This window comes from Streptomyces sp. NPDC093094, from assembly GCF_044754345.1.
Classification (GTDB): Bacteria; Actinomycetota; Actinomycetes; order Streptomycetales; family Streptomycetaceae; genus Streptomyces.
Genome location: NZ_JBIVOX010000011.1, coordinates 169450 through 194604 on the forward strand (window position 1 = coordinate 169450; position 25155 = coordinate 194604).

The following is a 25155-nucleotide window of genomic DNA, read 5'->3' on the forward strand; positions in this document are numbered from 1 at the left end:
GCCGCATCCCCACGTACCTTCACAGCGGGGGGTCACGGGCACTTCGCGGGGCCCTCGCCCGTTGAGGACGACAGAAACGCTGTCGTACATGTCATGCACCAGGAGGCACCCAGCGATGTCGGTTCCCCAGCTCAGCGACGAGCAGCGCGGCGAGGAGATCCTCGCCGTCTTCGACACCGCCTTCGGCGAGCTCCTGGCCGCCGACCCGGCCGCGTTCCGTGTGAAGTTCCGCAAGATGGCGGCCTCGGCGTTCGCCTTCTACCGGGGGACGGCGTCCCTCTTCTACCACGACCTGAGCGCCCCGGGCACGGACGCCGGACCGTACCTGGACGAGCGCACCTCGCGCGTGTGGATCCACGGCGACCTGCACGCGGAGAACTTCGGCACGTACATGGACTCCACGGGCCGGCTGATCTTCAACGTCAACGACTTCGACGAGGCGTACGTGGGCCCCTTCACCTGGGACCTGAAGCGCTTCTCGGCGTCGATCGCCCTCATCGGCTACGCGAAGGCGCTGAGCGACGCGCAGATCACCGAGCTGGTGGGGGTGTACGCCGCCGCCTACCGCGAGCGCGTCCACGCCCTGGCCGCCGGCGCCAAGAGCGACGAGGTGCCGCCCTTCACCCTGGACACCGCCGAGGGCGCCCTGCTGGACGCCCTGCGCGACGCCCGCTCGCTGACCCGCTTCGGGCTGCTGGACTCGATGACCGAGATCCGCGACTTCGAGCGCCGCTTCTCCGGCGGCGGCGGCTCCGTCGAGCTGGACGCGGCCACCCGCTACAAGGTGCTGGCGGCCTTCGACGGCTATCTGGAGACCCTGCCGGAGACCTCGCTGGCCCGCCCCGACTCCTACCGGGTCAAGGACGTCGTCGGCCGCCGCGGCATCGGCATCGGCTCGGCCGGCCTGCCGTCGTACAACATCCTGCTGGAGGGCCACAGCGACGCCCTGGAGAACGACGTGGTGATCTACGTCAAGCAGGCGCAGACCCCGGCGGTCTCCCGCCACATCGGCGACCGGGCGATCCGCGACTACTTCCGCCACGAGGGCCACCGCACGGTGATCTCCCAGCGCGCCCTCCAGGCGCACGCCGACCCGTGGCTGGGCTGGACCGAGCTGGACGGCGCGGGCCAGCTGGTCGCCGAGGTCTCGCCGTACGCCGTGGACCTCGACTGGGGCGACATCGACGACCCGGAGGAGATCGCGGCGGTCGTCGCCGATCTGGGCCGGGCCACGGCGTCGATGCACTCGGCGGCCGACGACACCTCGGGCGAGTCCCTCGTCCCGTTCTCCACCGAGCGGGCCATCGACGCGGCGATCGCCGCCGACGAGGAGGGCTTCGCCCCCCTGCTGGTGGACTTCGCGCACAGCTACGGTGCACGCGCGCGTGCCGACCACCAGATCTTCGTGGACCTGTTCCGCAACGGCCGGATCCCGGGACTGTGAGACATCTCCCCAGGAGGCCGCTCCCGAGGTTCACGTCGCCCCCGAAGCTCACAGGGAGCCTTTAGGGCTCCCTTATGCGGGTGCGTGCCACACTTTCCGGACGATGGACATATCAGGGACCCAGCTCAGAGCCGTACGCGCGGCGCTGTTCACGGCGATGGTCGTGACACTCAGCGCCGCGTCGCACGTGCTGCTGTCCGGGGTCCCGCTGCCGGCGGGCACGGTCGCGGTGATCGCCGTCGCCGTGTTCGCCGCCGCCTACGCCCTGGCGGGCGCCGAGCGCGGCTTCGGCCGGATCGCCGCCCTGCTGATCCCGCTGGAACTGGCCGCCGACACGGTCTTCACGACCGGCCAGCACACCTGTTACGGCCAGGCGGGCGGCCCGGTCGCGGGTCCTCTGCGCTCGGTGGGCCTGGACCTGCTGTGCGCCGGTGAGGTGGGCGGCCCGCTGGCCCGGGTGACCGGCGCCCATGGCACCGACCGGATCGTGACCCTGCTGGGCGAGGCCCGGCCCGCCACCGCCTGGCTGCTGCTGGGCGCCCATGTCGGCGTCGGGCTGCTGGCCGCCCTCTGGCTGCGGCGCGGCGAGCGGGCGCTGGCCCAGCTGATGCGGGCGGCCGCCGCGACCACCTTCCGGCCCCTGCTCCTCGCGGTCGCCGCGGTCGCCGTACGGCGCACCCCGGCCCGCCCCCGCCGGCCGCGTCCGGTGCACCGTACGGCCCCGGTCCGCGAGCTGCTGCTCGCGCACTCCCTGGGACGGCGCGGACCGCCGTGCTCCCCCGCCCTCGCCGCCGTCTGAGCGCGGCCGAGGCACCTCTCTGAGCACAGGCAGTCCCCCCTCACGTATTCCGCGTACGACGTGTACGCGTCCCAGATGGAGATCACCGGCATGAGCAAGCGGAACAGCCAGGCGGCGAAGACGGCGGCCCGTGAGCGGCTGCGCGTGGAGCGCGAGCGCGAGGCGAAGAAGGCGAAGGCCAGGCGGCAGCTGATCGTCGCGGGCACGGTCGTCGGCGTGCTGGCCGCGGCGGGCGGCATCGGCTTCGCGGTCGTCCAGGCCAACCAGCCCGGCAAGTGGGAGGAGGCCGCGAAGGCGACGGTGGTCGCGCCGGCCAACACCTCCGGCAAGGACGGCGCCACGGTCGTCATCGGCGACTCCAAGACCGACAACCTCGTCCACCTCTACGAGGACCCGCGCTGCCCGGCCTGCGCCGGCTTCGAGCAGACCGTCGGCGAGACCGTCAACAAGGGCATGGAGGACGGCGACTACAAGCTGTCCTTCACCATCGGCACCTTCCTCGACGGCAACCTCGGCGGCGAGGGCTCCAAGAACGCCCTCAGCGCCCTCGGCGCCGCGCTGAACGTCGGCCCCGAGGCGTTCCTGGACTACAAGGCCGCGCTGTACTCGGCGAAGTACCACCCCGAGGAGTCGACCGACGATCTCGCCGACGACAGCTACCTGATCAAGGTGGCGGACACCGTCGACGCGCTGAAGAACAACAAGAAGTTCCAGGACGCCGTGGAGAAGGGCACCTACGACGCCTGGGCGATGCGGATGAGCAAGTCCTTCGACGACTCCGAGGGCGTGGAGTCCACCCCCACCATCAAGATCAACGACAAGGTGATCAAGAACCCCGACAGCGTCGCCGCGTGGCAGACGGCGCTGAAGGACGCGGGCGTCACCAAGTAGGTCACGGGCCGCCGGGCGACACCGGGCGGAAGAGCGGGCGAACTCTTGGGAGTTCGCCCGCTCTCGCCGTCCTCATGTCTTACATGTTGGACTACCGATCAGTAATCTGATCGCCCGTGACCAGTCGCCACAGATCTCTCATAGATCCCAACCTGCCCGCTCCGCGCCGCCGTTCGGTCGTCAAGGCCGCCGCCGCCGGAGCCGTTCTCGCCGCTCCGCTCGCCGCGAGCCTGCCCGCACGCGCCGCGGAAGCGGCCCCCGCCTTCCTGCACGGCATCGCCTCCGGCGACCCGCTGCCCGACGGCATCCTGCTGTGGACCCGGGTGACCCCGGCGCCCGAGGCGGTGCCCGGTTCGGGGCTCGGCCCGGACACCCCGGTGAGCTGGACCGTCGCGACCGACAAGGCGCTGACGAACATCGTCGCCAAGGGGTCCCTCACCGCCACCGCCGCCTCCGACCACACGGTCAAGGCGGATGTGCGCGGCCTCGCGCCCGCCACCGACTACTTCTTCCGCTTCTCCGCGGGCGGCACCGACTCGCCGACGGGGCGCACCCGCACCGCGCCCGCCGCCGACGCGGCCGTGGCGAACCTGCGCTTCGGCGTGGTCTCCTGCGCCAACTGGGAGGCCGGCCACTTCTCCGCCTACCGCCATCTCGCCGCCCGCGCCGACCTGGACGCCTGGCTGCACCTGGGCGACTACATCTACGAGTACGGCACCGGCCAGTACGGCACCCGCGACACCGTCGTACGGCCGCACGCCCCGGCCCACGAGATCGTCACCCTGGCCGACTACCGCACCCGGCACGGCCGTTACAAGACCGACCCGGACCTCCAGGCCCTGCACACCAAGGCGCCGGTCGTCGCGATCTGGGACGACCACGAGTTCGCGAACGACGCCTGGTCCGGCGGCGCGGAGAACCACACCGAGGGCGCGGAGGGCGCCTGGGCCGCACGGCAGTCCGCCGCCAAGCAGGCGTACTTCGAGTGGATGCCGGTGCGCCCGGCGATCGCGGGCACCACCTACCGCCGGCTGCGCTTCGGCAAGCTCGCCGACCTCTCGCTGCTCGACCTGCGCTCCTTCCGCTCCCAGCAGGTGAAGCTGGGCAACGGCGAGGTCGACGACCCGGACCGCACACTGACCGGCCGGGCCCAGCTGGACTGGCTGAAGGCGGGGCTGAAGTCCTCCGACACCACCTGGCGGCTGGTCGGCAACTCGGTGATGATCTCGCCGTTCGCCATCGGCTCGCTGTCCGCGGAGATCCTCAAGCCGCTGGCCGAACTGCTCGGCCTGCCCAAGGAGGGCCTCGCGGTCAACACCGACCAGTGGGACGGCTACACCGACGACCGCCGTGAACTGCTGGCGCATCTGCGCTCCCACGCCATCCGCAACACGGTCTTCCTGACCGGCGACATCCACATGGCGTGGGCCAACGACGTCCCGGTGAACGCGGGCACGTACCCGCTGTCGGCCTCCGCGGCCACGGAGTTCGTGGTCACCTCGGTGACCTCGGACAACCTGGACGACCTGGTGAAGGTGCCCGAGGGCACGGTCTCGGCCGTCGCCTCCCCGCTGATCCGGGCCGCCAACCGGCACGTCCACTGGGTCGACACCGACCGGCACGGCTACGGCGTGCTGGACATCACCGCGGACCGCGCGCAGATGGACTACTACGTGCTGTCCGACCGCACGAAGGCCGACGCGACCTCCGCCTGGGCGCGCTCCTACCGCACGCGCAGCGGCACCCAGAAGGTCGAGCGCACCTACGACCCGGTCTGAACCGGACCACTGAAGGGCGATTTTCAGCCAAGCGAGGCATGTTACTGAGCCGTTGAGGCGCGATCACATCGCTACGGCGGGTGGCGTGTTCCGGGGACTTAATCCGGACACACCACCCGCCCTCGTCACCGCTCCTGTTACATCCGGGTACCGGACTCCGGACGAGCCGTCCGGCCGCTTTCCCAATCCTCCCCGTTCGCCGGGAATTTGATTGGGCCTGATCACCGCTCTTGGCGAGTCTGCATGTCCACGTAATCTCCGGGCGGCGGCCAGGAAGATCCCTGGCCCGCGTACTCCCCACCGCATCCGCTAGGAGTCAGCATGCGTGCGCTCGCCCGGATATCCCCCCATATGAGCAGACGTCTTCTCACCACGGCCGCCGTGGCCGGAACCCTGCTGCTCACCCCGCTGACGGCACCCGCCGGTGTCGCCGCGGCCGGCACCACCGGCGCTGAATGCGCCGAGACCGCCCCCGCGCATGCGGCCGCCCGTGAGGCGAAGCCGGCCGCGGGCACGCAGACCGCCGAGCCCAACGAGGTCACCTCCGCCAAGGCGCAGGCCATGGACGCCGATCTGCAGAAGCGGCTCGACAAGCTGCGTGTGAGCGGCAAGCGCGTCACGGCCGCCGCCGCGACCACCGTCCCGGTCTACTTCCACGTCATCCACAGCGGCACGACCGGCAAGCTCTCCGCCGCCGCGGTCGACGCCCAGATGAACGTCCTGAACGCGGCCTACGCCGGCCAGGGCACCGGAAACGTCGACTCCGGCTACCGGTTCACGCTGGCCGCGACGGACTACACCGACAACGCGACCTGGTACAACCTCAGCTCCGGCTCGACCGCGGAGAAGGCGATGAAGTCCGCCCTGCGCAAGGGCGGCCCGGGCGCGCTCAACATCTACACCGCCAAGCTCGGCGGCGGGCTGCTGGGCTGGGCCACCTTCCCCAGCTCCTACAGCTCCAGCCCCTCCATGGACGGCGTGGTCGTGCTGGACGCCTCGCTGCCGGGGGGCTCGGCCGCCAACTACGACGAGGGCGACACCGCGACCCACGAGGTCGGCCACTGGATGGGGCTGTACCACACCTTCCAGGGCGGCTGTAACGGCAACGGCGACTACGTGACCGACACCCCGGCCGAGAAGAGCGCCGCCTACCAGTGCCCCACCGGCCGCGACACCTGCACCAACAAGACCGGCGCGGACCCGATCCACAACTTCATGGACTACACGTACGACGCCTGCATGTACCAGTTCACCGCGGGTCAGGTGACGCGCATGCAGCAGAGCTGGGCCGCCTACCGCGCGGGCTGAGTCAGAAGCTCTCCAGGAAGCCGAGCGCCACCCGCCAGGTGGCCTCGGCCGCCTCGGCGTCGTAGTCCGGCAGGTCGGGGTCGGTGTACAGATGACCGGCCCCGGCGTACCGGTAGACCTCCACGTCGGCACCCGTGCGGCCCATCTGGAGATACCAGGAGCTCAGCCAGTCGTCCGTCTCGAAGGGGTCGGGCTCGGCGACATGCAGCTGCACCGGCAGCTCGTCCGCCGAGGCGTTCGGCGCGATGTCCGAGGTGCCGTGCAGCAGGAGCAGGCCGCGCGCCTTCTCGTCGCCGAGGGCGAGGGTCTGCGCGACGGAGGCACCCAGCGAGAACCCGGCGTAGACCAGCCCGCGCCCGGAGTAGGGCGCCGCCGCCAGCACGGCCCGCCGCAGCAGCTCGTCCTTGCCGATCTCGTCCTTGCAGGCCATGCCCTCCTCGACCGTCTCGAAGGTGCGCCCCTCGAAGAGGTCGGGTGTCCACACCTCGTGACCGGCCGTGCGCAGCCGGTCGGCGGCGGCGCGCACCGCGGGCCGCAGTCCGTAGGCGGAGTGAAAGAGCATGATGTTCATGAGGCCATGGTGCCAGCCGGGAACGGCGCCACCGCACACGGATCGTCACAGGACTCCGTGTTCATGACGGCGTGATCCGGTTACGTTCTCTGGCATGGAGAACATACTCCGCCCATTGATCGTCATCGGCGGCTCGGTCCTCCTCGCGCTGCTCATCGGCTGGGCGACGGACCGGCTGCTGAGCCAGGCGGACCGGCGGCACAGTGAGACCCCGCTGTGGGGGCTGCTGCGCCGCGGCCGCATCCCGTGGCACGTCGTGCTCTGCACGGCCCTGCTGAGAGGCTCGTACCATCGCGCGAAAGTACTGGAGGACCACGAGGTCGGCATCGGCCAGGCGCTGACGCTGGTGCTCATCGGCTCGACCGCCTGGCTGGTGATACGGATCGCCGCCGCCGTGGTCGAGACGACGTACACCCGTTACGCACGCGCCCACCGGGATCCGGCCCGGGTCCGCCGGGTCCGCACCCAGGTGACACTCATCACACGGGTGGTGGCGGCGGTCGTCGGGGTGGTGGCCGTGGCCGCGATGCTGCTGACCTTCCCGGCCATGCGCGCGGCCGGTGCCTCGCTGCTCGCCTCGGCGGGCATCATCGGCATCGTCGCCGGTGTCGCCGCGCAGTCCACGCTGAGCAACATGTTCGCCGGGCTCCAGATCGCCTTCGGCGACATGGTGCGCATCGGCGACACGGTCGTGGTGGACGGCGAGTGGGGCACGGTCGAGGAGATCACGCTGACCTTCCTGACCGTGCGGACCTGGGACGAGCGCCGGATCACCATGCCGGTGTCGTACTTCACGTCCAAGCCGTTCGAGAACTGGTCGCGCGGCACCCCGGAGATGACCGGCATCGTCTACTGGCACCTCGACCACTCCGCGCCGGTGGACGCGATGCGCGAGAAGCTGCGGGACATCCTGCGCGAGTGCCCGGCCTGGGACGGACGCGCCTTCGGGCTGGACGTCACGGACACCACGCCCAACACCATGGAGGTGCGGGCGCTGATGACCGCGAAGGACGCGGACGACATGTGGAGCGTACGGGTCCGTGTGCGTGAGGCGATGATCCGCTGGCTGGTCACCGAGCACCCCTACGCGCTGCCCCGGGTCAACACCGCGGACGCGACGCTGCCCGGGGCCCGGACCTCGCTCGACGGCGCCCGCCCCCGGCGTGCCACGGACCCGCAGCGCAGCGACCGCTGAGCGTCCTCAGTGGCCGCGCTCGGCCCCGCCGTTGACCTGGAGGATCTGGGAGGTGAGATGCCCGGCGCCCGGGGACGCCAGCCAGTGCAGTGTGGCGGCGACGTCCCCGGGCTCCCCGGCCCGGCCGGTGGAGGTCTCGCCGATCAGCCGCTGCCGGCGGGCCTCCTCGACGGGCCCGCCGAAGAACTCCGTGTCCTCGACGTAGCCGGGCGCGACCGCGTTCACGGTGATGCCGCGCGGACCGAGCTGCCGCGCCAGGTCGTGCACATACGGGTGCAGCCCCGCCTTCGAGGCCGCGTAGGCCCCGCTGCCCGAGCCGCGGTAGGCCGCGATCGAGCTGAGGAACAGCACCCGCCCGCCGGGCTCGGCGAGCCGCTCCTTGAGTGCCTCGGTGAGCAGGACGGCGGTGAGGACGTTGAGCCGGAAGTTCACCGTCCAGTCGTGCAGCACACCGTCCAGCGGGTCCCCGTCCTCCGTGCCGGAGGCCCGCGGCTCCAGTGCGCCGTTGCCGCCCGCGGAGTGCACCAGCACGTCCACGGTGCCGAGCTCCTGCCGCACGAACTCCGCCACCCGCCGCACCTCGGCCGGCTCGGCCAGGTCCGCCGCGAAGGACAGCGCCCCCGGCACCCCGGCCTTCTCCAGCACCTCGGCCCGCCGTCCGAGCAACAGGACGCGGTCCCCGTCGGCGGCGAAGACACGGGCTGCGGCGAGCCCGATCCCGGTCCCGCCCCCACTGATCACAACGTTCCGAGTCATGATCACAGCCTACGAGGACGAGGGCCCCGGGAGCCCGAGATCCACCGGTGAGGCGGGCGACCGGGGAACGGGGGCCGGACCCGGCGGACCGGCCCGGACCGTTCATCTGAGGCTGCGCACATCCAGCTGCCGCAGGACCCGGTCCACCACCTCCGGGTCGGCCCCCGGCTCGCTGCGGGCGGCGAGCACCTCGTGGCGGGCCGCGCTGAGCATCTCCGCCTCGATGCGCCGCAGCCGCTTCGCCCGCCGTGCCCGCTGCTCGTGCGCCTCCCGCCGCTCCTCCTCCCCCATCTCGGGATGGATCCGCACCCCGATGTCGAAGGCCCGCCGCAGCATCCGCTCGGACACCTCCTCCGGCAGTTCCTCGACCTCCTCGATCTCCCGCAGCCGCCGCTTCGCCGCCTTCGCCGCCCGTACCGCCAGCGTCTTCTCGAACTCCTGCTCCCGCTCGGTGTCGGCCTGCACCCCCAGCCGCCTCACCAGCCACGGCAGGGTCAGCCCCTGGAGCACCAGCGTCGCCATGATCACCCCGAAGGCGATGAAGATGATCTCGTTGCGGTCGGGGAAGGGCGAGCCGTCGTCGGTCTCCAGCGGGATGGCCAGCGCCAGCGCCACCGAGGCCACCCCCCGCATCCCGGACCACCACATCACGACGGTCTCCCGCCAGCTCACCGGGATGTCCTCGTCCTGGTCGCGCCGCCGGGCGTGCAGCCACTTGGTGAGCCAGGTCGCCGGCAGCAGCCAGGCCAGCCGTACGAGGATCACGACGGCCGCGATCGTCGCCGCCCAGCCGAGCATCTCGCCCCACCGCCCCGACGCGGTCCGCACCGCGATGTGGAGTTCCAGCCCGATCAGTCCGAACGCCACGCCGGTGACGAGTGTGTCGACGATGTCCCAGAAGGCGTGCCCGGCGAGCCGGGTCATCACGTCGTCGGCGTCGGCGGCGTACTCGGCGAGGAACAGCGCGGTGACCAGCACGGCCAGCACCCCGGAGCCGTGCAGCTCCTCGGCCAGCACATAGGCGGCGTACGGCACCAGCAGCGTCAGCCCGATCTGCAGCGTCGGGTCGCCGAGCAGGTCGAGCAGGCGGTTCGACGCCCAGCCGAGCGCCAGCCCGACGGCCAGCGCCACCACGGCGGACAGCACGAAGTCGACGGCCGCCTCGCCGTGGGAGTAGTGCCCGCTGACGACGGCGGCGATCGCCACGTGGTAGAGCACGATGGCCGTCACGTCGTTGAAGAGCCCCTCGCCCTCCAGGATCGACACCAGCCGTCTGGGCAGCCCGAGCTGTCCGGCGACGGCGGTCGCGGCGACCGGGTCGGGAGGCGCCACCAGCGCGCCCAGCGCGAACGCGGCGGCGATCGGCAGCCCGGGCACGATCGCGCTGGAGACCCACGCGACGCTCAGCGTGGTGACGAACACCAGCGCCACGGCCAGCAGGAAGATCGGCCGCCGGTTCGCCGCGAACTGCCGCCAGGAGGTCCTGCGCACGGCCGCGTACAGCAACGGCGGCAGCAGCAGCGGAAGGATCAGATCCGGCGGTACGTCGACGTTCGGCACGAACTCGAGCAGCGCGAGGGCGATCCCGAACAGCGTCATCAGCACCGGCGCGGGCAGCCCCAGGCGGTCTCCGAGCGGGACGCTCAGCACGGCCCCGAGCAGCAGCAGGAAGACCAGGGCCAACTGTTCCACGCTCGGCGCTCCGGGTTCGGACGATCACAAACGATCACAGGCAGACCTCAAGCCTGCCACGCCACCCGCCCCGTCAGCGGTTTCACCGCCGCTCGGCTACAGCGCGCGCCGCATCGCCCGGTGCGGGATCCCGGCTTCCCGGTACTCCGGTCCGTACGCGTCGTACCCGAGGCGCTCGTAGAAACCCAGCGCGTGGGTCTGCGCGTGCAGGTCCACGGCGGCGAGGCCACGCGCACGGGCCGCGTCCTCGACGGCGCGCACCAGGGCCGCGCCGACACCCAGCCCGCGGGCCTCCGCGGCGACAGCGAGCCGGCCGAGCGAGCCGACCGTGGCGTCGCCGCCGGTCTGGGAGGCGGCCGCCTCGCCGTACAGCAGCCGCCCGGTGCCGAGCGGTACGCCGTCCTCGCTCACGGCCAGCACGTGCACCGCGCCGGCGTCGTGGACGTCGTACTCGATGTCCTGCGGGACGCCCTGTTCGACGACGAAGACCTGCTTGCGCACCGCGAAGCACGCCTCACGGTCGGCGGGGTCCTCGGCGATCCGGACGGTGCAGGGCGCCGGGCTCATCCGTAGGTCTCCTCGCGGACCTGGTCGAGAGCCTTCTGCAGGTCGGCGGGGTAGTCGCTGGCCAGCTCGACCCAGCTGCCGTCCCCGGGGTGCTCGAAGCCCAGCCGGACCGCGTGGAGCCACTGGCGGGTCAGCCGCAGCCGCTTGGCGAGCGTCGGGTCCGCGCCGTAGGTCAGATCGCCGACGCAGGGGTGGCGGTGGGCGGACATGTGGACGCGGATCTGGTGGGTGCGGCCGGTCTCCAGCTTCACGTCGAGCAGGGAGGCGGAGCGGAACGCCTCGATGAGGTCGTAGTGCGTGACGGACGGCTTGCCCTCCGCGGTGACCGCCCACTTGTAGTCGTGGTTCGGGTGGCGGCCGATGGGCGCGTCGATGGTGCCGCTGGTCGGGTCCGGGTGGCCCTGGACGAGCGTGTGGTACCGCTTGTCGACCGTGCGCTCCTTGAACTGGCGCTTGAGCGAGGTGTACGCGCGCTCCGACTTGGCGACCACCATCAGACCGGAGGTGCCCACGTCCAGGCGGTGCACGATGCCCTGGCGCTCCGCGGCACCGGAGGTGGAGATGCGGTAGCCGGCCGCCGCGAGACCGCCGATGACGGTCGGGCCGGTCCAGCCGGGCGAGGGGTGGGCGGCGACGCCGACGGGCTTGACGATGACCACGACGTCGTCGTCGTCATGGATGATCTCCATGCCCTCGACCGGCTCGGCCACCAGCTGCACCGGGGCGGCCGCCCGGGGCATCTCGACCTCCAGCCAGGCCCCGCCGTGCACACGCTCGGACTTGCCGACCACCGTGCCGTCGACCAGCACCTTGCCCGCGGCCGCCAGCTCCGCGGCCTTCGTACGGGAGAAGCCGAACATGCGGGAGATGGCGGCGTCGACGCGCTCGCCCTCCAGGCCGTCCGGTACGGGCAGGGTGCGGATCTCGGGAATCGTACTCACCCGTCGAGTATGCCGGACGCCGCCGACGGCCCGGTCGGCGCGGGCACGTCCGGGCCCTCGCCCAGTCCTTGCGGACGGTCCCGTCAGTCCTTGTGGACGGTTCCGTCCGGGTCGAGTCCGCGGAAGGACAGCAGCACGATCAGGATGCCGCCGCACACGATCGCCGAGTCCGCGAGATTGAACACGGCGAAGTGTTTGGGGGCGATGAAGTCGACGACCGCGCCCTCGAACATGCCGGGCGCCCGCAGGAGCCGGTCCGTGAGGTTGCCGAGCGCGCCGCCGAGCAGCAGACCGAGCGCGATGGCCCAGGGCAGGCTGTAGAGCTTGCGGGCGAGCCGGAAGATCACCACGATCACGGCGGCCGCGATCACGGTGAAGATCACGGTGAATGCCTGGCCGAAACCGAAGGCCGCGCCGCGGTTGCGGATGGCGTCGAACTTCAGCCACTCGCCGAAGACCTCGATCGCCTCGTGGTGCTCCAGCTTCGCCACCACGATCATCTTGCTGACCAGGTCGACGAGGTAGGCGAAGGCGGCGACCGCGAACAGGACGGCGATCCGGCGCCGCCCCCGGGGCCGCTCGGCCGTCTCCTGCGAGGTCTCCCCGGCGGACTCCCCCGTGGCCTCGGCGGGCTCCCGCAGGGCCTCCTCGGGGGTGCCGGAGCCGGCGTCCGCGGACGCGTCCGACCGCGCCTCCGTGCCGTCGCCGTCCCGCTCCTGCGCGGCCCGCGCCGCCTCGGGGATGCCCGGCGTACCGATGATGCGCTCCGCCTCTGCCACGTGAGTCCCTCAACCTAGGTGCCTGACTGAGGACGAGGGTACGGCACGCCTCCCCGGTCGATCAGTACCGGCGTTCCTGCTTCTGCTTGCACTCCACGCACAGCGTGGCCCGCGGGAATGCCTGCATGCGGGCCTTGCCGATGGGCTTGCCGCAGTTCTCGCACACGCCGTACGTGCCGGCGTCCAGCCGCTCCAGGGCGCGCTCGGACTGGAGGAGCATCTCGCGCGCGTTGGCGGCCAGCGCCAGCTCGTGCTCACGCGTGATGTTCTTCGTGCCGGTGTCGGCCTCGTCGTCCCCGGCGCCGTCGCCGGAGTCCCGCATCAGGCCCACCAGGGACTCCTCGGAGGCGGCGATCTCGGCGCGCAGCCGCTCCGTCTCGCCGGTCAGCTCCGCGCGGGCCTCCTCCACCTCCTGGGGCGTCCAGGGGTCCTCACCGGGGCGTACGGCGAGCTCGCCCGGCTCCACCGCGGCGCCGCGCGCCTTGGGAACGGCCGTCGAGGCCGCCGTGGCCGTGCCAGGGGTCTTCTTCGCAACCACCGTCGTGGCTCCCGTCTGCTCCGCGGCCTCGGCCGCGCCCGCCTTCTTCGCCGTGCTCTTCCTGCCCGTGCCGGCGCCCTTCGCGGCGGTGCCCGCCCCGGCCGGCGCCTTCTTCGCCGGTGTCCTCCGTGCCGCCGCCCTGCGCGCCGGGGTCTTCACGGCCTCCGTCCGCGCGCTCTCCGTCTCCGCTTTCGCGGATGCGGCCTTCGCGGATACGGTTCTCCCGGCCTCGGCGGTCCTCCCGGCCTCGGCGGTCCTCCCGGCCGCGGCGGTCCTCCCGGCCTCGGCGGCCTTCCTCGCCGCGGTCGCCTTCGTGGCCGGGGCCTTCTCCGGGGACGCCTTCTTCACCGCGGTCACCTTCTTCGCCGGCACCTCCCCCGTGACGGACTTCACGGACTTCACGGCCTTCGCCGCGCGCTTGCGCGAGGCCGCCCCCTGCGCGCTCTTCTTCCCGTCGACCTCCTTGGCCGCGCCGCCGGACGCCTGCGGGGATCCACCGGGCGCCGACTGCTGTTCGGCGGTCTTCTTCGCCACCATGCCGCGGCCCCTTCACATATTGTGATCTTGCTCGCGAATCGTGCTGGGACGATAAATCGACTGGAGTCCCGCGGCAACGGGGCACGCCGCCCGATTCGGCCACCCCGCGCGTGCCGCGAGGCCGGCATGCATGCGTTGTGCCCAGCTCCCCGCCGGGTAATCCGTCAGGCGGAACGTCCCGGAATCCGAACGGGCACATCTGGCCGTTCGGGGCATTCGGGACAGGCTCCGCGGCCCCGCCCGGGGGCTCGAAAACCGGTCGGCCGCCGTACGCAGGGCGCCGTACACTGGGCGGAGCGAAAAGCGTGGATGGGGACGAGTAGCGGCGTACGCAGCCCAGAGCGACCCGGGGACGGTGGGAGCCCGGGGGCGAGCGCGACGTGAAGATCACCCCGGAGCCGCCGGAAGAGAGCCGCAGCCGCCAGGCCGACGGCAGGTAGACCCGGCATCGCGACCCCAATGAGGGGGCCCACCGGAGCACACCAGGCACCGGAGGGCCAAGGAGGGTGGTACCGCGGGAGCGCGCCGAAACCGGCGCGGAGGCTCTCGTCCCTCCGGACGGAAGGCAGCAAGTCCGCCGGAGGAAGCTCGCTGATGACATCGCCTACGTACCGCCCGGTACCCGCCCAGGTCGACCTGCCCGCGCTGGAGCACGCGGTGCTGGACTTCTGGCGCGACCAGAAGATCTTCGCCAAGACCCTGGAGCAGTCCGAGGGCCGCCCCGAATGGGTGTTCTACGAGGGTCCGCCCACCGCCAACGGCATGCCCGGCGCCCACCACATCGAGGCGCGCGTCTTCAAGGACGTCTTCCCGCGCTTCCGCACCATGCGCGGCTACCACGTGGCCCGCAAGGCCGGCTGGGACTGCCACGGCCTGCCCGTGGAGCTGGCGGTGGAGAAGGAGCTGGGCTTCTCCGGCAAGCAGGACATCGAGGCGTACGGCATCGCCGAGTTCAACGCCAGGTGCCGTGCGTCGGTGACCCGGCACACCGACGCCTTCGCCGAGCTGACGACCCGCATGGGCTACTGGGTCGACCTCGACGACGCCTACCGCACGATGGACCCCGAGTACATCGAGTCGGTCTGGTGGTCGCTGAAGCAGATCTTCGACAAGGACCTGCTGGTCCAGGACCACCGCGTGGCCCCCTGGTGCCCGCGCTGCGGCACGGGCCTGTCCGACCACGAGCTGGCCCAGGGCTACGAGACGGTCGTCGACCCCTCGGTCTACGTCCGCTTCCCGCTGACCTCCGGCCCGCTCGCCGGACAGGCCGCGCTCCTGGTGTGGACGACCACGCCCTGGACCCTGGTCTCCAACACGGCCGTGGCCGCCCACCCCGAGGTCACCTACGTCGTCGCGACGAAGGGCCCCGAAGGCACGGAGAAGATCGTCGTCGCCGAGCCGCTGGTCGCCAAGGCCCTCGGCGAGGGCTGGGAGACCACCGGGGAGTCCTTCACGGGCGCCGAGATGGAGCGCTGGACCTACCGGCGCCCGTTCGAGCTGGTGGAGTTCCCCGAGCCGGCGCACTACGTGGTGAACGCCGAGTACGTGACGACCGAGGACGGTACGGGTCTGGTCCACCAGTCCCCCGCCTTCGGTGAGGACGACCTCAAGGTCTGCCGCGCCTACGGCCTGCCCGTGGTGAACCCGGTCCGCCCCGACGGCACCTTCGAGGAGGACGTGCCCCTGGTCGGCGGCATCTTCTTCAAGAAGGCCGACGAAAAGCTCACCGCGGACCTCCAGCAGCGGGGCCTGCTCTTCAGGCACCTGCCGTACGAGCACAGCTACCCGCACTGCTGGCGCTGCCACACCGCGCTGCTCTACTACGCGCAGCCCTCCTGGTACATCCGCACGACGGCGGTCAAGGACCGGCTGATCCAGGAGAACGAGGGGACCAACTGGTTCCCGGACACGGTCAAGCACGGCCGTTTCGGCGACTGGCTGAACAACAACATCGACTGGGCGCTGTCCCGCAACCGCTACTGGGGCACCCCGCTGCCCGTCTGGCGCTGCGAGGAGGGCCACCTCACCTGCGTCGGCTCCCGCGCGGAGCTGACCGAGCTGACCGGCACCGACCAGTCGGGGCTCGACCCGCACCGCCCGTACATCGACGACGTGACCTTCGCCTGCCCGCAGGAGAGCTGCGGCAGCACGGCCACGCGCGTGCCCGAGGTCATCGACGCCTGGTACGACTCGGGCTCGATGCCGTTCGCGCAGTGGGGCTACCCGTACAAGAACAAGGAGCTGTTCGAGAGCCGGTACCCGGCCCAGTTCATCTCCGAGGCCATCGACCAGACCCGCGGGTGGTTCTACACCCTCATGGCGGTCGGCACCCTGGTCTTCGACAAGTCGTCGTACGAGAACGTCGTCTGCCTCGGCCACATCCTCGCCGAGGACGGCCGCAAGATGTCCAAGCACCTGGGCAACATCCTGCAGCCGATCCCGCTCATGGACCAGCACGGCGCCGACGCGGTCCGCTGGTTCATGGCGGCCGGCGGCTCCCCGTGGGCGGCCCGCCGCGTGGGCCACGGCACCATCCAGGAGGTCGTCCGCAAGACGCTCCTCACGTACTGGAACACGGTGGCCTTCCAGGCGCTGTACGCCCGTACCTCCGGCTGGGCCCCGTCCGGGGCCGACCCGGCCCCGGCCGACCGCCCGCTGCTGGACCGCTGGCTGCTGTCCGAGCTGCACGCCCTCACCGACCAGGTGACCCAGGCCCTGGAGGCGTACGACACCCAGCGGGCCGGCAAGCTGCTGTCCGCGTTCGTCGACGACCTGTCCAACTGGTACGTCCGCCGCTCCCGCCGCCGCTTCTGGCAGGGCGACAAGGCCGCGCTGCGCACCCTGCACGAGGTCGTGGAGACGGTCACCCGGCTGATGGCGCCGCTGACCCCCTTCATCACCGAGCGGGTCTGGCAGGACCTGGTCGTGCCGGTCACCCCGGGCGCGCCGGAGTCGGTGCACCTGGCCTCCTGGCCGGAGGCCGACCTCGGCGCGATCGACCCCGGGCTGTCGAGGCAGATGGTGCTGGTGCGCCGCCTGGTGGAGCTGGGGCGTGCCACGCGTGCGGAGTCGGGCGTCAAGACGCGTCAGCCGCTGCGGCGTGCGCTGATCGCGGCGACCGGCTTCGAGTCGCTCGACCCCGAGCTGCACGCGCAGATCACCGAGGAGCTGAACGTCGAGGGTCTGGCGTCGCTGTCCGAGGTGGGCGGTTCCCTGGTGGACACGACCGCCAAGGCCAACTTCCGCGCGCTCGGCAAGCGGTTCGGCAAGCGGGTGCAGGACGTGGCGAAGGCCGTCGCGAACGCGGACGCCGCCGCGCTGTCTCTCGCGCTGCGCGAGGGCACGGCGTCGGTGGAGGTCGACGGGGAGACCGTCACCCTGGCACCGGACGAGGTGATCATCACCGAGACGCCGCGCGAGGGCTGGTCGGTGGCCTCCGACTCGGGTGCGACCGTCGCGCTGGACCTGGAGATCACGGAGGAGCTGCGGCGGGCCGGTCTCGCGCGGGATGCCATCCGGCTGATCCAGGAGGCCCGCAAGAACAGCGGGCTGGACGTGGCCGACCGGATCGCGCTGCGGTGGACCGCCACCGACGCCGCCACGGAGGCGGCCCTCGCCGCGCACAGCGGGCTGATCGCGGACGAGGTGCTCGCCACCGACTTCGCCCGGGGCGAGGCCGACGACACCTTCGGGGCGCCGTTCAGCGACGAGGGGCTGTCTCTGACGTTCCGCCTGCGCAAGGCGTAGACGACCCCCGCCGACGGCGGCCGTCCCCACGGGGCGGCCGCCGTCGGCGTCTTCGGCCTCGCCGGGTGCGGCATCTTCGGCCTCGCCGGGTGCGGCATCTTCGGCCTCGCCGGGTGCGGCATCTTCGGCCTCGCCGGGTGCGGCATCTTCGGCGGCGCCGGGTGCGGCATCTTCGGCGGCGCCGGGTGCGGGCGGTGCGGCGCCGGTCGCGGCCCCGCGGGCGGGGCCGGAAGGCGGCACGACTCCGCGCCGCCTACAGCCCGTGACCGTGTCAACACGCGTAAAAGGGGCGGGCCCCGGATCGGAATCCGGGGCCCGCCCCTTGAAACGCTGCCGACGCCTAAGGCGTGGTGGCGGCCGTCAGTTGTCGTCCTCGTCGATGAGGAAGCCACGCATCGGAGACGGCGCCTGGCCCATCGGGGAGGGACCCTGCGGGCGGACCGGAGCCATCGGCTGGGTCATCGCCGGCGACATCTGCTGCTGACCGCCGTAGGACGGAGCGGCCGGAGCAGGGGCGCCGCCCATCGGGGCGTTGCCGCCGTACGACGGGGCGGTCGCGCCGGCCGGGGCCATGGAGGGCGCCGGGGACGGCGGCAGCGACGCGGTCGCCGGGGTCCGCGGCGGGGCCAGGGAGTCGTCGGCCTGGGTCTCCAGCTGACGCAGCTGCGACTCCAGGTACGACTTCAGGCGCGTGCGGTACTCGCGCTCGAAGCCGCGCAGGTCTTCGACCTTGCGTTCCAGCGTGGCGCGGGCGGACTCCAGGGAGCCCATGGCGACACGGTGCTTCTCCTGCGCGTCCCGCTCCAGGGCGTCGGCCTTGGCACGGGCGTCACGCTCCAGACCCTCGGCACGCGAACGAGCCTCGCCGACGATCTTGTTGGCCTCGGAGCGGGCCTCGGCGATCGCCTGGTCGGCGGTCTGCTGGGCCAGCGAGAGGACACGGGCGGCACTGTCGCCGCCGGGGCCCTGACCGGGACCTCCCATGGGGCCGCCCATGGGACCGCCCATGGGGCCGCCCATCTGCTGCGGCATGGGGGGCTGGCCCATCGGACCGCCCTGGCCCATGGGACCCTGACCCATCGGACCCTGGCCCATGGGACCGCCCTGGCCCATCGGACCGGGACCCTGACCCATCGGACCGCCCTGGCCCATCGGACCCGGGCCCTGGCCCATGGGGCCCTGACCCATCGGACCCGGACCCTGAGGGCCCTGGCCGCTGGGACCGGCAGGGAGCTGCGGGGCACCGCTCGGCAGCTGGGGCGGGCCACCCATGGGGCCACCCATCTGCTGCTGCGGCGGGCCCGATATGCCGGCGGGCACCGGAGCGCCGGGTCCTCGCATGCCCTGGGGCGGCCCGTCCTGCTGCTCCGGGGGCTTGCGCATGTTCTGCTGGTTCTGGGCAGCGGCGCGCGTGGCCGCGGCCAGTTTGGCGCGCAGGTCCTCGTTCTCACGGAGCAGGCGCGTCAGCTCGGCCTCGACCTCGTCGAGGAAGGCATCGACCTCGTCCTCGTCATAGCCTTCTCGGAGGCGGACGGTCGTGAACTGCTTGTTCCGCACGTCCTCGGGGGTCAACGGCATCTCTTCACCTCAACGTTGTCGTCGGCAGTCGGCAAGACCGTATCTGTCACATCGCTCACATCGCGCTCCGCACGAGCGTGATCAGGATGTAGACGATGATCATCAGTACGAAGAAGGACAGGTCGAGCGCCACGCCCCCGAGACGCAACGGCGGGATCACCCGCCGCAGAAGCTTGAGCGGTGGATCGGTGACAGTGTAGGTGGCCTCCAGAACGACCACCATCGCCTTGCCTGGTTGCCACGAGCGGGCGAACTGGAAGACGTAGTCCATGACCAGCCGGAAGATCAGCACGATGAGGAACACCATCAGCGCGATGTAAAGAACCTGCAAGACCACGCTCATGTCTGGTGCTTCCCTCTCCCCTGTTCCCTGTCATGTGCTGTTCGTTCCGGTGGTGCGTCTCAGCTCTGGTTGAAGAACCCGCCCTCTGCGATGCGGGCCTTGTCCTCCGCCGTGACATCGACGTTAGCAGGCGACAACAGGAACACCTTCTGCGTCACCCGCTCGATGCTGCCGTGGAGACCAAATACCAAACCCGCTGCAAAGTCGACAAGTCGCTTCGCGTCTGTGTCGTCCATCTCAGTCAGGTTCATGATCACCGGGGTGCCCTCACGGAAGTGTTCCCCGATGGTACGGGCCTCGTTGTAGGTCCGCGGGTGCAACGTGGTGATCCGGTAAGGCTCTCGTTCCGACACGACCTTGGGCATGATCACCGGCGCGTTCTTCTCCAGGCTCTGACGTTCTTGTGTGATGGACGCCACGGGCGCGATGCGCGCCGGGCGGCCGGATTCCGCGACCGGCGAAGCGGATCGGGCGACCGGCTCGCGCGGCGCGGGCGGATGCACGATTCGCACCTCTTCATCCCTTTCGGGCTGATGTGCGAGGTGCGACTGATGCGACGGCTCGTGCCGCCGGTGATCCCGTTCGGGCTCCGGGTCGAGTTCGGGCTCGAAGTCGTCGTCGGGGTCGAATCCCCGGCCGTCGTACCCATCGTCCTCCACGAGGCCGAGGTAGACCGCCATCTTGCGCATCGCGCCGGCCATGCTCTGAGTCCTCCGCTCTGTGGTGGATCGGGTGACGACTGCCAAGTGCCCGCGATCCACGAGGTCGTTGCGCAGCCCTTCGGTGGCAATGACCATATTTTCTGCTGTGGTCCGACTTCCTGGCGACGTTACCCGAGCCCGGCGCGGACTCCGAGTACCGCGGTACCGACGCGTACATGTGTCGCCCCGGCCGCCACGGCCTCCTCAAGGTCCGCACTCATCCCTGCAGAGACCATGTTCGCAGCCGGATGGGCTCGGCGCAGGTCAGTCGACAAATCCATCAACCGCCCGAACGCCGCCCGTTGCCGCCCGGCGTACTCCCCGGTCAGCGGGGCCACGGTCATCAGACCGTCGAGCCGCAGCCCGGGGGAACCGGCGACGAGGTCGGCCAACTCTTCGATTCCGCGAGGCGCGACGCCGCCCCGCTCGCCCCGCCCGCTCTCCCCCGCGTCGAGCGCGACCTGGATCAGACATCCCAGCTCACGCCCCGCCCGCACGGCCTCCCGGGAGAGCGCCGTCACCAGCCGGTCCCGGTCCACGGACTGCACGACCCCGGCGTATCCGGCCACGGAACGCACCTTGTTGGTCTGCAACTGACCGACAAAGTGCCAGGTGAGCGGCAGATCCGAGCATGCGGCGGCCTTCGGCGCCGCGTCCTGGTCCCGGTTCTCCGCCACATGACGCACGCCGAGCTCCGACAGGATCCGCACGTCGCTCGCCGGATAGGTCTTGGTGACCACGATCAACGTGACCTCGCCGCGGTCGCGTCCGGCGGCCGCGCACGCCGCGGCGATACGCTCCTCCACTTTCGCCAGGTTCGCGGCGAGTTCGTCCCTACGGTCCTTCATGCCCATCAGTCCAGCCAGACGTAGCTCGCGAGGCGCCCCGTGACGCGGTCGCGGCGGTACGAGAAGTGATCGCCCGACTCCAGCGTGCACACCGGCGAGTGCGCCCGGTCGGCGACCCCGAGCCGGTCGAGCTGCGCGTGCACACCGGCGGCGACGTCCACCGCGGGGGTGCCCCAGCTCGTCCCGGCGTGCGCCGCCGGTTCGACCGCGGCCACCTCGGCGCGCATCGCCTCCGGCACCTCGTAGCACCGGCCGCACACCGAGGGTCCGGTGCGGGCGACGATCCGGGCCGGGTCGGCGCCGAGGCCGGTCATGGCCCGTACGGCGGCGGGGACGACTCCGGCGATCATGCCCGGCCGGCCCGCGTGGGCCGCGGCCACGACACCGGCGACCGGGTCGGCGAGCAGGACGGGCACGCAGTCGGCGGTGAGGACAGCGAGTGCCAGGCCGTGACGGGCGGTGACGACCGCGTCGACCCGGGGGATCTCGGCCCGGTCGGCCCAGGGCCCGTCGACCACGACCACGTCGGCGCCGTGCACCTGGTTCATCCAGACGACCCGCGCGGGGTCGAGCCCCAGCGACTTCGCGGCCAGTTCCCGGTTGGCGCGCACCGACTCCGGGTCGTCGCCGACGGCGCCGCCCAGGTTGAGCTCCTCATACGGAGCGGCGCTCACCCCGCCCCACCTGTCGGTGAAGGCGAAGTGCGCGCCGCTCACGCTCTCGCGCTGTCCTATCACTTGAGGAAGTCCGGCACGTCCAGTTCCTCGGCCGCGCTGTCCGAGTAGCTCCGCGACGGCGGGACCGGCGGGGCGACCGGGATGTCGGCCACCGGCTCGGGGGCGGGCTCCGGCTCCTCCTTCGGCGTGACGCTGCCGAGCGAGCCGAAGCTCGGACGGGTCTCCGTCTGCCGGACCGGCGCCGGCTCCTCGCGCTTGGCCGAGGAGCTGCCGAGGACGTTGTCCCGGCGGGCGGGCGGCTGGCCGCCGTCGAAGCCGGCCGCGATGACGGTGACCCGGACCTCGTCGCCGAGGGCGTCGTCGATGACCGCGCCGAAGATGATGTTGGCCTCGGGGTGGGCGGCCTCGCTGACCAGCTGGGCGGCCTCGTTGATCTCGAACAGGCCGAGGTCGGAACCGCCGGAGATGGACAGCAGCACGCCGCGGGCGCCGTCGATGGACGCCTCCAGCAGCGGCGAGGAGATGGCCATCTCGGCCGCGGCCACCGCGCGGTCGTCGCCGCGGGCCGAGCCGATGCCCATCAGCGCCGAGCCGGCCTCGGACATGACCGACTTGACGTCGGCGAAGTCCAGGTTGATCAGACCGGGCGTGGTGATGAGGTCGGTGATGCCCTGGACGCCGGAGAGCAGGACCTGGTCGGCCGACTTGAAGGCGTCCAGGACGGAGACCTGGCGGTCCGAGATGGACAGCAGCCGGTCGTTGGGGATGACGATGAGGGTGTCGACCTCTTCGCGGAGTTCCGCGATGCCGTCCTCGGCCTGGTTGGCGCGGCGCCGGCCCTCGAAGGTGAAGGGGCGGGTGACCACGCCGATGGTGAGGGCGCCCAGGGAGCGGGCGATGTTGGCCACGACGGGCGCGCCGCCGGTGCCGGTGCCGCCGCCTTCACCGGCGGTCACGAAGACCATGTCGGCCCCCTTGAGGACCTCCTCGATCTCCTCGCGGTGGTCCTCGGCGGCCTTGCGGCCGACGGCCGGGTTGGCGCCGGCGCCGAGTCCGCGGGTGAGTTCGCGGCCGACGTCGAGCTTGACGTCGGCGTCGCTCATCAACAGCGCCTGCGCGTCGGTGTTGATGGCGATGAACTCGACGCCCTTGAGACCGACCTCGATCATCCGGTTGATGGCATTGACACCACCGCCGCCGACACCGATGACTTTGATGACTGCGAGGTAGTTCTGCGGTGCTGCCACGTCGAAGGCCTCTCGCCTCGAGTTACGTGTCGACGGATCGCCGGTACGCGCTGCGCCCCGCGGTCAGACGACTGATGCCGAATGTGGGACGGTCCGTTTCGCCGACCCGAACCCTAACCCTGAAGTTTAGGGTTACCAGTATGTCTGTTCCTTGAAGTCTTCTGAACGAGACACTAAGTCGACAAGTGGCGCGCGTTCAACGAACACGCCGAACCTCCCGTTTTTCTTTTCACCCTATGTGATCAGCCGTAGCGCTGCCCAACCAGGGTGCTGGCCTGCGCCGATGCACGTCAACTCCCCGATGACGCGGGCGCCGTGGGGACGCTCACATCGAAGTGCCGCGCGCCGGGGGCCGCTTTCATGAGAGCGGTGAGGGTACGGGCCTTCGCGCGGCCCTTCTCGGAGCTGCCCCAGGCGACCGTGCGGCCGCCGCTCAGCTCCAGCGAGATGGCGTCGTAGGAGCGCACCTTGACCACCCGGGTGTCGCGGGCGACCTCGTCCGGGACGGCACCGGCCACCCGGACCGCCTCGCGCACCAGCCGCGGCTCACCGAAGCGGCGCAGACTGGCGGCGGCCGAACTGGACCGGGAGACGGCCAATTCCAGAAGCGGAATTCCCCGCGGAGCCTTGGAAACCGTAGCGAAACGGACGCCCTCATCGTCCACTTCGATAAACTTTCCGCCCTTTTCGACCAGAAGAACCGGAGTGCGTTCCACTACTTTCAGGCTGATTCCGTCCGGCCAGGAACGGACCACATCAACCGTGTCGATCCGGGGCAGTTCGCGGCGCAGCCGCGACGCGACGGCGCCGGTGTCGACCGAGACGAGCGGGTCCCCGACCGGCACGTCGGCCACCGCACGCACCCGCTCCGGCGCGAGCACCCGGGTGCCGGAGACGGCGACCTTCTGCGCGCGCAGCCACGGGGAGCCGTACAGCAGCCAGACGCCGCCCGCCGAGACCAGCACGAGGGCCGCGAGGGCGAGGACGAGGCGCAGACGGCGCCGGGCGAACCGCCGGGCGGGGGGCGGGCCGGACGACTCCCGCTGACGGTCACCGCGCTCGGCGGCGGTCGTTCCGGCCACGCTCCCTGCCTTTCGCCTACATGTGCATACGGTTCCTACGACTGTGCACGGCGGGCGGCGATCGCCTCGTACACCATGCCGACGAGCAGGTCGTCGGCGTCGCGCCGGCCGAACTCACCGGCGGCGCGGGACATCTGGTACAGCCGGTGCGGGTCGGCGAGCACGGGCAGCACGTTCTGCTGGACCCACTCGGGGGTGAGCTCCGCGTCGTCGACCAGCAGGCCGCCGCCGGCCTTGACCACCGGCTGGGCGTTCAGCCGCTGCTCGCCGTTGCCGATGGGCAGCGGGACGTAGGCGGCCGGGAGCCCGACGGCGGAGAGTTCGGCGACGGTCATCGCGCCCGCGCGGCAGAGCATCATGTCGGCCGCGGCGTACGCGAGATCCATCCGGTCCACGTACGGTACCGGGATGTACGGGGGCATTCCCGGCATCTGCTGGACCTGCGGCAGTTCGTTCTTCGGGCCGACCGCGTGCAGGATCTGGATGCCCGCCTGCTGGAGCCACGGGGCGACCTGCTGGACGACCTCGTTCAGCCGGCGCGCGCCCTGCGAGCCGCCGGAGACCAGCAGCGTCGGCAGGTTCGGGTCGAGCCCGAAGGCGGCCCGGGCCTCGGGGCGCACCGCGGCCCGGTCCAGGGTGGCGATGGAGCGGCGCAGCGGGATGCCGATGTAGCGGGCACCGCGCAGCTTGCTGTCCGGGGTGGAGACGGCGACCTGGGAGGCGTAGCGCGAGCCGATCTTGTTGGCCAGGCCCGGCCGGGCGTTCGCCTCGTGGATGACGATCGGCACACCGAGCCGTTTGGCGGCCAGATAGCCGGGCAGCGCCACATAGCCGCCGAAGCCGACGACACAGTCCGCCTTGGTGCGCTCCAGGATCTGCTCGGCGGCCTTGATCGTGCCGCGCAGCCGGCCCGGAACGGTGATCAGCTCCGGCGTGGGCTTGCGGGGCAGCGGCACGGCCGGGATCAGCGCGAGATCGTAGCCGCGCTCCGGGACGAGGCGGGTCTCCAGGCCCCGCTCCGTGCCGAGGGCCGTGATCCCCGTGGTCGGGTCCTGCCTGCGCAGGGCGTCCGCGAGGGCGAGCGCGGGCTCGATGTGGCCGGCGGTCCCCCCACCGGCGAGTACGACATGCACCGA

22 protein-coding genes are annotated in these 25155 nt (G+C 71.5%); 7 read left to right on the forward strand and 15 right to left on the reverse strand.

Going from position 1 to position 25155, the window contains the following annotated elements; translation table 11 throughout:
• The first annotated feature begins 115 nt into the window (after positions 1–115).
• The 5 genes from ACIQGV_RS24410 (at position 116) to ACIQGV_RS24430 (ending at position 6220) form a co-directional block, all read left to right on the forward strand.
• Positions 116–1444: a DUF2252 domain-containing protein gene (locus ACIQGV_RS24410; protein WP_402497357.1), complete on the forward strand. Its 1329-nt coding sequence runs from the start codon at positions 116–118 to the stop codon at positions 1442–1444.
• Between the two features lie 103 nt (positions 1445–1547).
• Positions 1548–2243, forward strand: a complete 696-nt coding sequence (locus tag ACIQGV_RS24415; protein ID WP_402497360.1) for a hypothetical protein — start codon at positions 1548–1550, stop codon at positions 2241–2243.
• Between the two features lie 90 nt (positions 2244–2333).
• Entirely contained in the window at positions 2334–3134 is an 801-nt protein-coding gene (locus tag ACIQGV_RS24420; RefSeq protein ID WP_402497362.1) for a thioredoxin domain-containing protein, read from the forward strand.
• 116 nt (positions 3135–3250) lie between these two features.
• Positions 3251–4912: an alkaline phosphatase D family protein gene (locus tag ACIQGV_RS24425; protein WP_402497365.1), complete on the forward strand. Its 1662-nt coding sequence runs from the start codon at positions 3251–3253 to the stop codon at positions 4910–4912.
• A gap of 351 nt (positions 4913–5263) precedes the next feature.
• Positions 5264–6220: a zinc metalloprotease gene (locus ACIQGV_RS24430; RefSeq protein ID WP_402497367.1), complete on the forward strand. Its 957-nt coding sequence runs from the start codon at positions 5264–5266 to the stop codon at positions 6218–6220.
• Position 6221: 1 nt separating this feature from the next.
• On the opposite strand, the gene ACIQGV_RS24435 is transcribed toward ACIQGV_RS24430, so the two are convergent.
• The gene (locus ACIQGV_RS24435; RefSeq protein ID WP_402497369.1) at positions 6222–6791 is read right to left on the reverse strand and encodes a dienelactone hydrolase family protein; all 570 of its coding nucleotides are present in this window, start codon (positions 6789–6791) and stop codon (positions 6222–6224) included.
• Positions 6792–6885: 94 nt separating this feature from the next.
• On the opposite strand from ACIQGV_RS24435, the gene ACIQGV_RS24440 reads away from it, so the two are divergent.
• Entirely contained in the window at positions 6886–7986 is a 1101-nt protein-coding gene (locus tag ACIQGV_RS24440; protein WP_402497371.1) for a mechanosensitive ion channel family protein, read from the forward strand.
• A 6-nt stretch (positions 7987–7992) separates the two neighbouring features.
• Here ACIQGV_RS24440 and ACIQGV_RS24445 read toward each other — a convergent pair whose 3' ends face one another.
• From ACIQGV_RS24445 to ACIQGV_RS24470, 6 genes are all read right to left on the reverse strand, one after another.
• A complete protein-coding gene (locus ACIQGV_RS24445; RefSeq protein ID WP_402497373.1) occupies positions 7993–8742 on the reverse strand; it encodes an SDR family NAD(P)-dependent oxidoreductase in 750 nt (249 codons plus the stop codon).
• 102 nt (positions 8743–8844) lie between these two features.
• Positions 8845–10434, reverse strand: coding sequence for a Na+/H+ antiporter (locus tag ACIQGV_RS24450; RefSeq protein WP_402497374.1), 1590 nt, complete (start codon positions 10432–10434; stop codon positions 8845–8847).
• Between the two features lie 96 nt (positions 10435–10530).
• Complete coding sequence (locus ACIQGV_RS24455; RefSeq protein ID WP_402497377.1) at positions 10531–11001, reverse strand: GNAT family N-acetyltransferase; 471 nt, start codon at positions 10999–11001, stop codon at positions 10531–10533.
• Entirely contained in the window at positions 10998–11942 is a 945-nt protein-coding gene (locus tag ACIQGV_RS24460) for an RluA family pseudouridine synthase (RefSeq protein WP_402497378.1), read from the reverse strand. Before ACIQGV_RS24460 ends, ACIQGV_RS24455 begins: the two co-directional genes overlap by 4 nt.
• A gap of 83 nt (positions 11943–12025) precedes the next feature.
• On the reverse strand, positions 12026–12721 hold the full coding sequence (lspA, locus tag ACIQGV_RS24465) for a signal peptidase II (RefSeq protein ID WP_402497381.1): 696 nt from the start codon (positions 12719–12721) through the stop codon (positions 12026–12028).
• 61 nt (positions 12722–12782) lie between these two features.
• Positions 12783–13796 carry a TraR/DksA family transcriptional regulator gene (locus ACIQGV_RS24470; RefSeq protein WP_402497383.1) on the reverse strand — a complete coding sequence of 338 codons (1014 nt, stop codon included), beginning with the start codon at positions 13794–13796 and terminating at the stop codon, positions 12783–12785.
• Positions 13797–14390: 594 nt separating this feature from the next.
• On the opposite strand from ACIQGV_RS24470, the gene ileS reads away from it, so the two are divergent.
• Positions 14391–17543: an isoleucine--tRNA ligase gene (ileS, locus tag ACIQGV_RS24475; protein WP_402497386.1), complete on the forward strand. Its 3153-nt coding sequence runs from the start codon at positions 14391–14393 to the stop codon at positions 17541–17543.
• 360 nt (positions 17544–17903) lie between these two features.
• Here ileS and ACIQGV_RS24480 read toward each other — a convergent pair whose 3' ends face one another.
• The 8 genes from ACIQGV_RS24480 to murG all read right to left on the reverse strand — a co-directional run bounded on the left by ACIQGV_RS24480 (position 17904) and on the right by murG (position 25152).
• Positions 17904–19121: a DivIVA domain-containing protein gene (locus ACIQGV_RS24480; protein WP_402497388.1), complete on the reverse strand. Its 1218-nt coding sequence runs from the start codon at positions 19119–19121 to the stop codon at positions 17904–17906.
• Positions 19122–19176: 55 nt separating this feature from the next.
• Positions 19177–19464: a YggT family protein gene (locus ACIQGV_RS24485; RefSeq protein ID WP_004001943.1), complete on the reverse strand. Its 288-nt coding sequence runs from the start codon at positions 19462–19464 to the stop codon at positions 19177–19179.
• Between the two features lie 59 nt (positions 19465–19523).
• Complete coding sequence (locus ACIQGV_RS24490; protein WP_402497634.1) at positions 19524–20165, reverse strand: cell division protein SepF; 642 nt, start codon at positions 20163–20165, stop codon at positions 19524–19526.
• 128 nt (positions 20166–20293) lie between these two features.
• A complete protein-coding gene (locus ACIQGV_RS24495; RefSeq protein WP_402497637.1) occupies positions 20294–21013 on the reverse strand; it encodes a YggS family pyridoxal phosphate-dependent enzyme in 720 nt (239 codons plus the stop codon).
• A gap of 5 nt (positions 21014–21018) precedes the next feature.
• Positions 21019–21750 (reverse strand): peptidoglycan editing factor PgeF, encoded by a 732-nt coding sequence (gene pgeF, locus ACIQGV_RS24500; protein ID WP_402497391.1) that lies wholly within the window; start codon positions 21748–21750, stop codon positions 21019–21021.
• Complete coding sequence (gene ftsZ, locus ACIQGV_RS24505; RefSeq protein ID WP_402497393.1) at positions 21747–22937, reverse strand: cell division protein FtsZ; 1191 nt, start codon at positions 22935–22937, stop codon at positions 21747–21749. The genes pgeF and ftsZ overlap by 4 nt, the downstream gene beginning before the upstream one ends.
• A gap of 290 nt (positions 22938–23227) precedes the next feature.
• Positions 23228–24019 carry a cell division protein FtsQ/DivIB gene (locus ACIQGV_RS24510; RefSeq protein ID WP_402497395.1) on the reverse strand — a complete coding sequence of 264 codons (792 nt, stop codon included), beginning with the start codon at positions 24017–24019 and terminating at the stop codon, positions 23228–23230.
• A gap of 35 nt (positions 24020–24054) precedes the next feature.
• Positions 24055–25152: an undecaprenyldiphospho-muramoylpentapeptide beta-N-acetylglucosaminyltransferase gene (gene murG, locus ACIQGV_RS24515; RefSeq protein ID WP_402497398.1), complete on the reverse strand. Its 1098-nt coding sequence runs from the start codon at positions 25150–25152 to the stop codon at positions 24055–24057.
• Between the last annotated feature and the right edge of the window lie 3 nt (positions 25153–25155).

Excerpts from the sequence above, each read along its gene's own strand:
- ACIQGV_RS24410 (WP_402497357.1), top strand. The coding sequence starts at position 116 with ATGTCGGTTCCCCAGCTCAGCGACGAGCAGCGCGGCGAGGAGATCCTC.
- ACIQGV_RS24415 (WP_402497360.1), top strand. The coding sequence starts at position 1,548 with ATGGACATATCAGGGACCCAGCTCAGAGCCGTACGCGCGGCGCTGTTC.
- ACIQGV_RS24420 (WP_402497362.1), top strand. The coding sequence starts at position 2,334 with ATGAGCAAGCGGAACAGCCAGGCGGCGAAGACGGCGGCCCGTGAGCGG.
- ACIQGV_RS24430 (WP_402497367.1), top strand. The coding sequence starts at position 5,264 with ATGAGCAGACGTCTTCTCACCACGGCCGCCGTGGCCGGAACCCTGCTG.
- ACIQGV_RS24435 (WP_402497369.1), bottom strand. The coding sequence starts at position 6,791 with ATGAACATCATGCTCTTTCACTCCGCCTACGGACTGCGGCCCGCGGTG.
- ACIQGV_RS24440 (WP_402497371.1), top strand. The coding sequence starts at position 6,886 with ATGGAGAACATACTCCGCCCATTGATCGTCATCGGCGGCTCGGTCCTC.
- ACIQGV_RS24445 (WP_402497373.1), bottom strand. The coding sequence starts at position 8,742 with ATGACTCGGAACGTTGTGATCAGTGGGGGCGGGACCGGGATCGGGCTC.
- ACIQGV_RS24455 (WP_402497377.1), bottom strand. The coding sequence starts at position 11,001 with ATGAGCCCGGCGCCCTGCACCGTCCGGATCGCCGAGGACCCCGCCGAC.
- ACIQGV_RS24470 (WP_402497383.1), bottom strand. The coding sequence starts at position 13,796 with ATGGTGGCGAAGAAGACCGCCGAACAGCAGTCGGCGCCCGGTGGATCC.
- ileS (WP_402497386.1), top strand. The coding sequence starts at position 14,391 with ATGACATCGCCTACGTACCGCCCGGTACCCGCCCAGGTCGACCTGCCC.
- ACIQGV_RS24480 (WP_402497388.1), bottom strand. The coding sequence starts at position 19,121 with ATGCCGTTGACCCCCGAGGACGTGCGGAACAAGCAGTTCACGACCGTC.
- ACIQGV_RS24485 (WP_004001943.1), bottom strand. The coding sequence starts at position 19,464 with ATGAGCGTGGTCTTGCAGGTTCTTTACATCGCGCTGATGGTGTTCCTC.
- ACIQGV_RS24490 (WP_402497634.1), bottom strand. The coding sequence starts at position 20,165 with ATGGCCGGCGCGATGCGCAAGATGGCGGTCTACCTCGGCCTCGTGGAG.
- ACIQGV_RS24495 (WP_402497637.1), bottom strand. The coding sequence starts at position 21,013 with ATGAAGGACCGTAGGGACGAACTCGCCGCGAACCTGGCGAAAGTGGAG.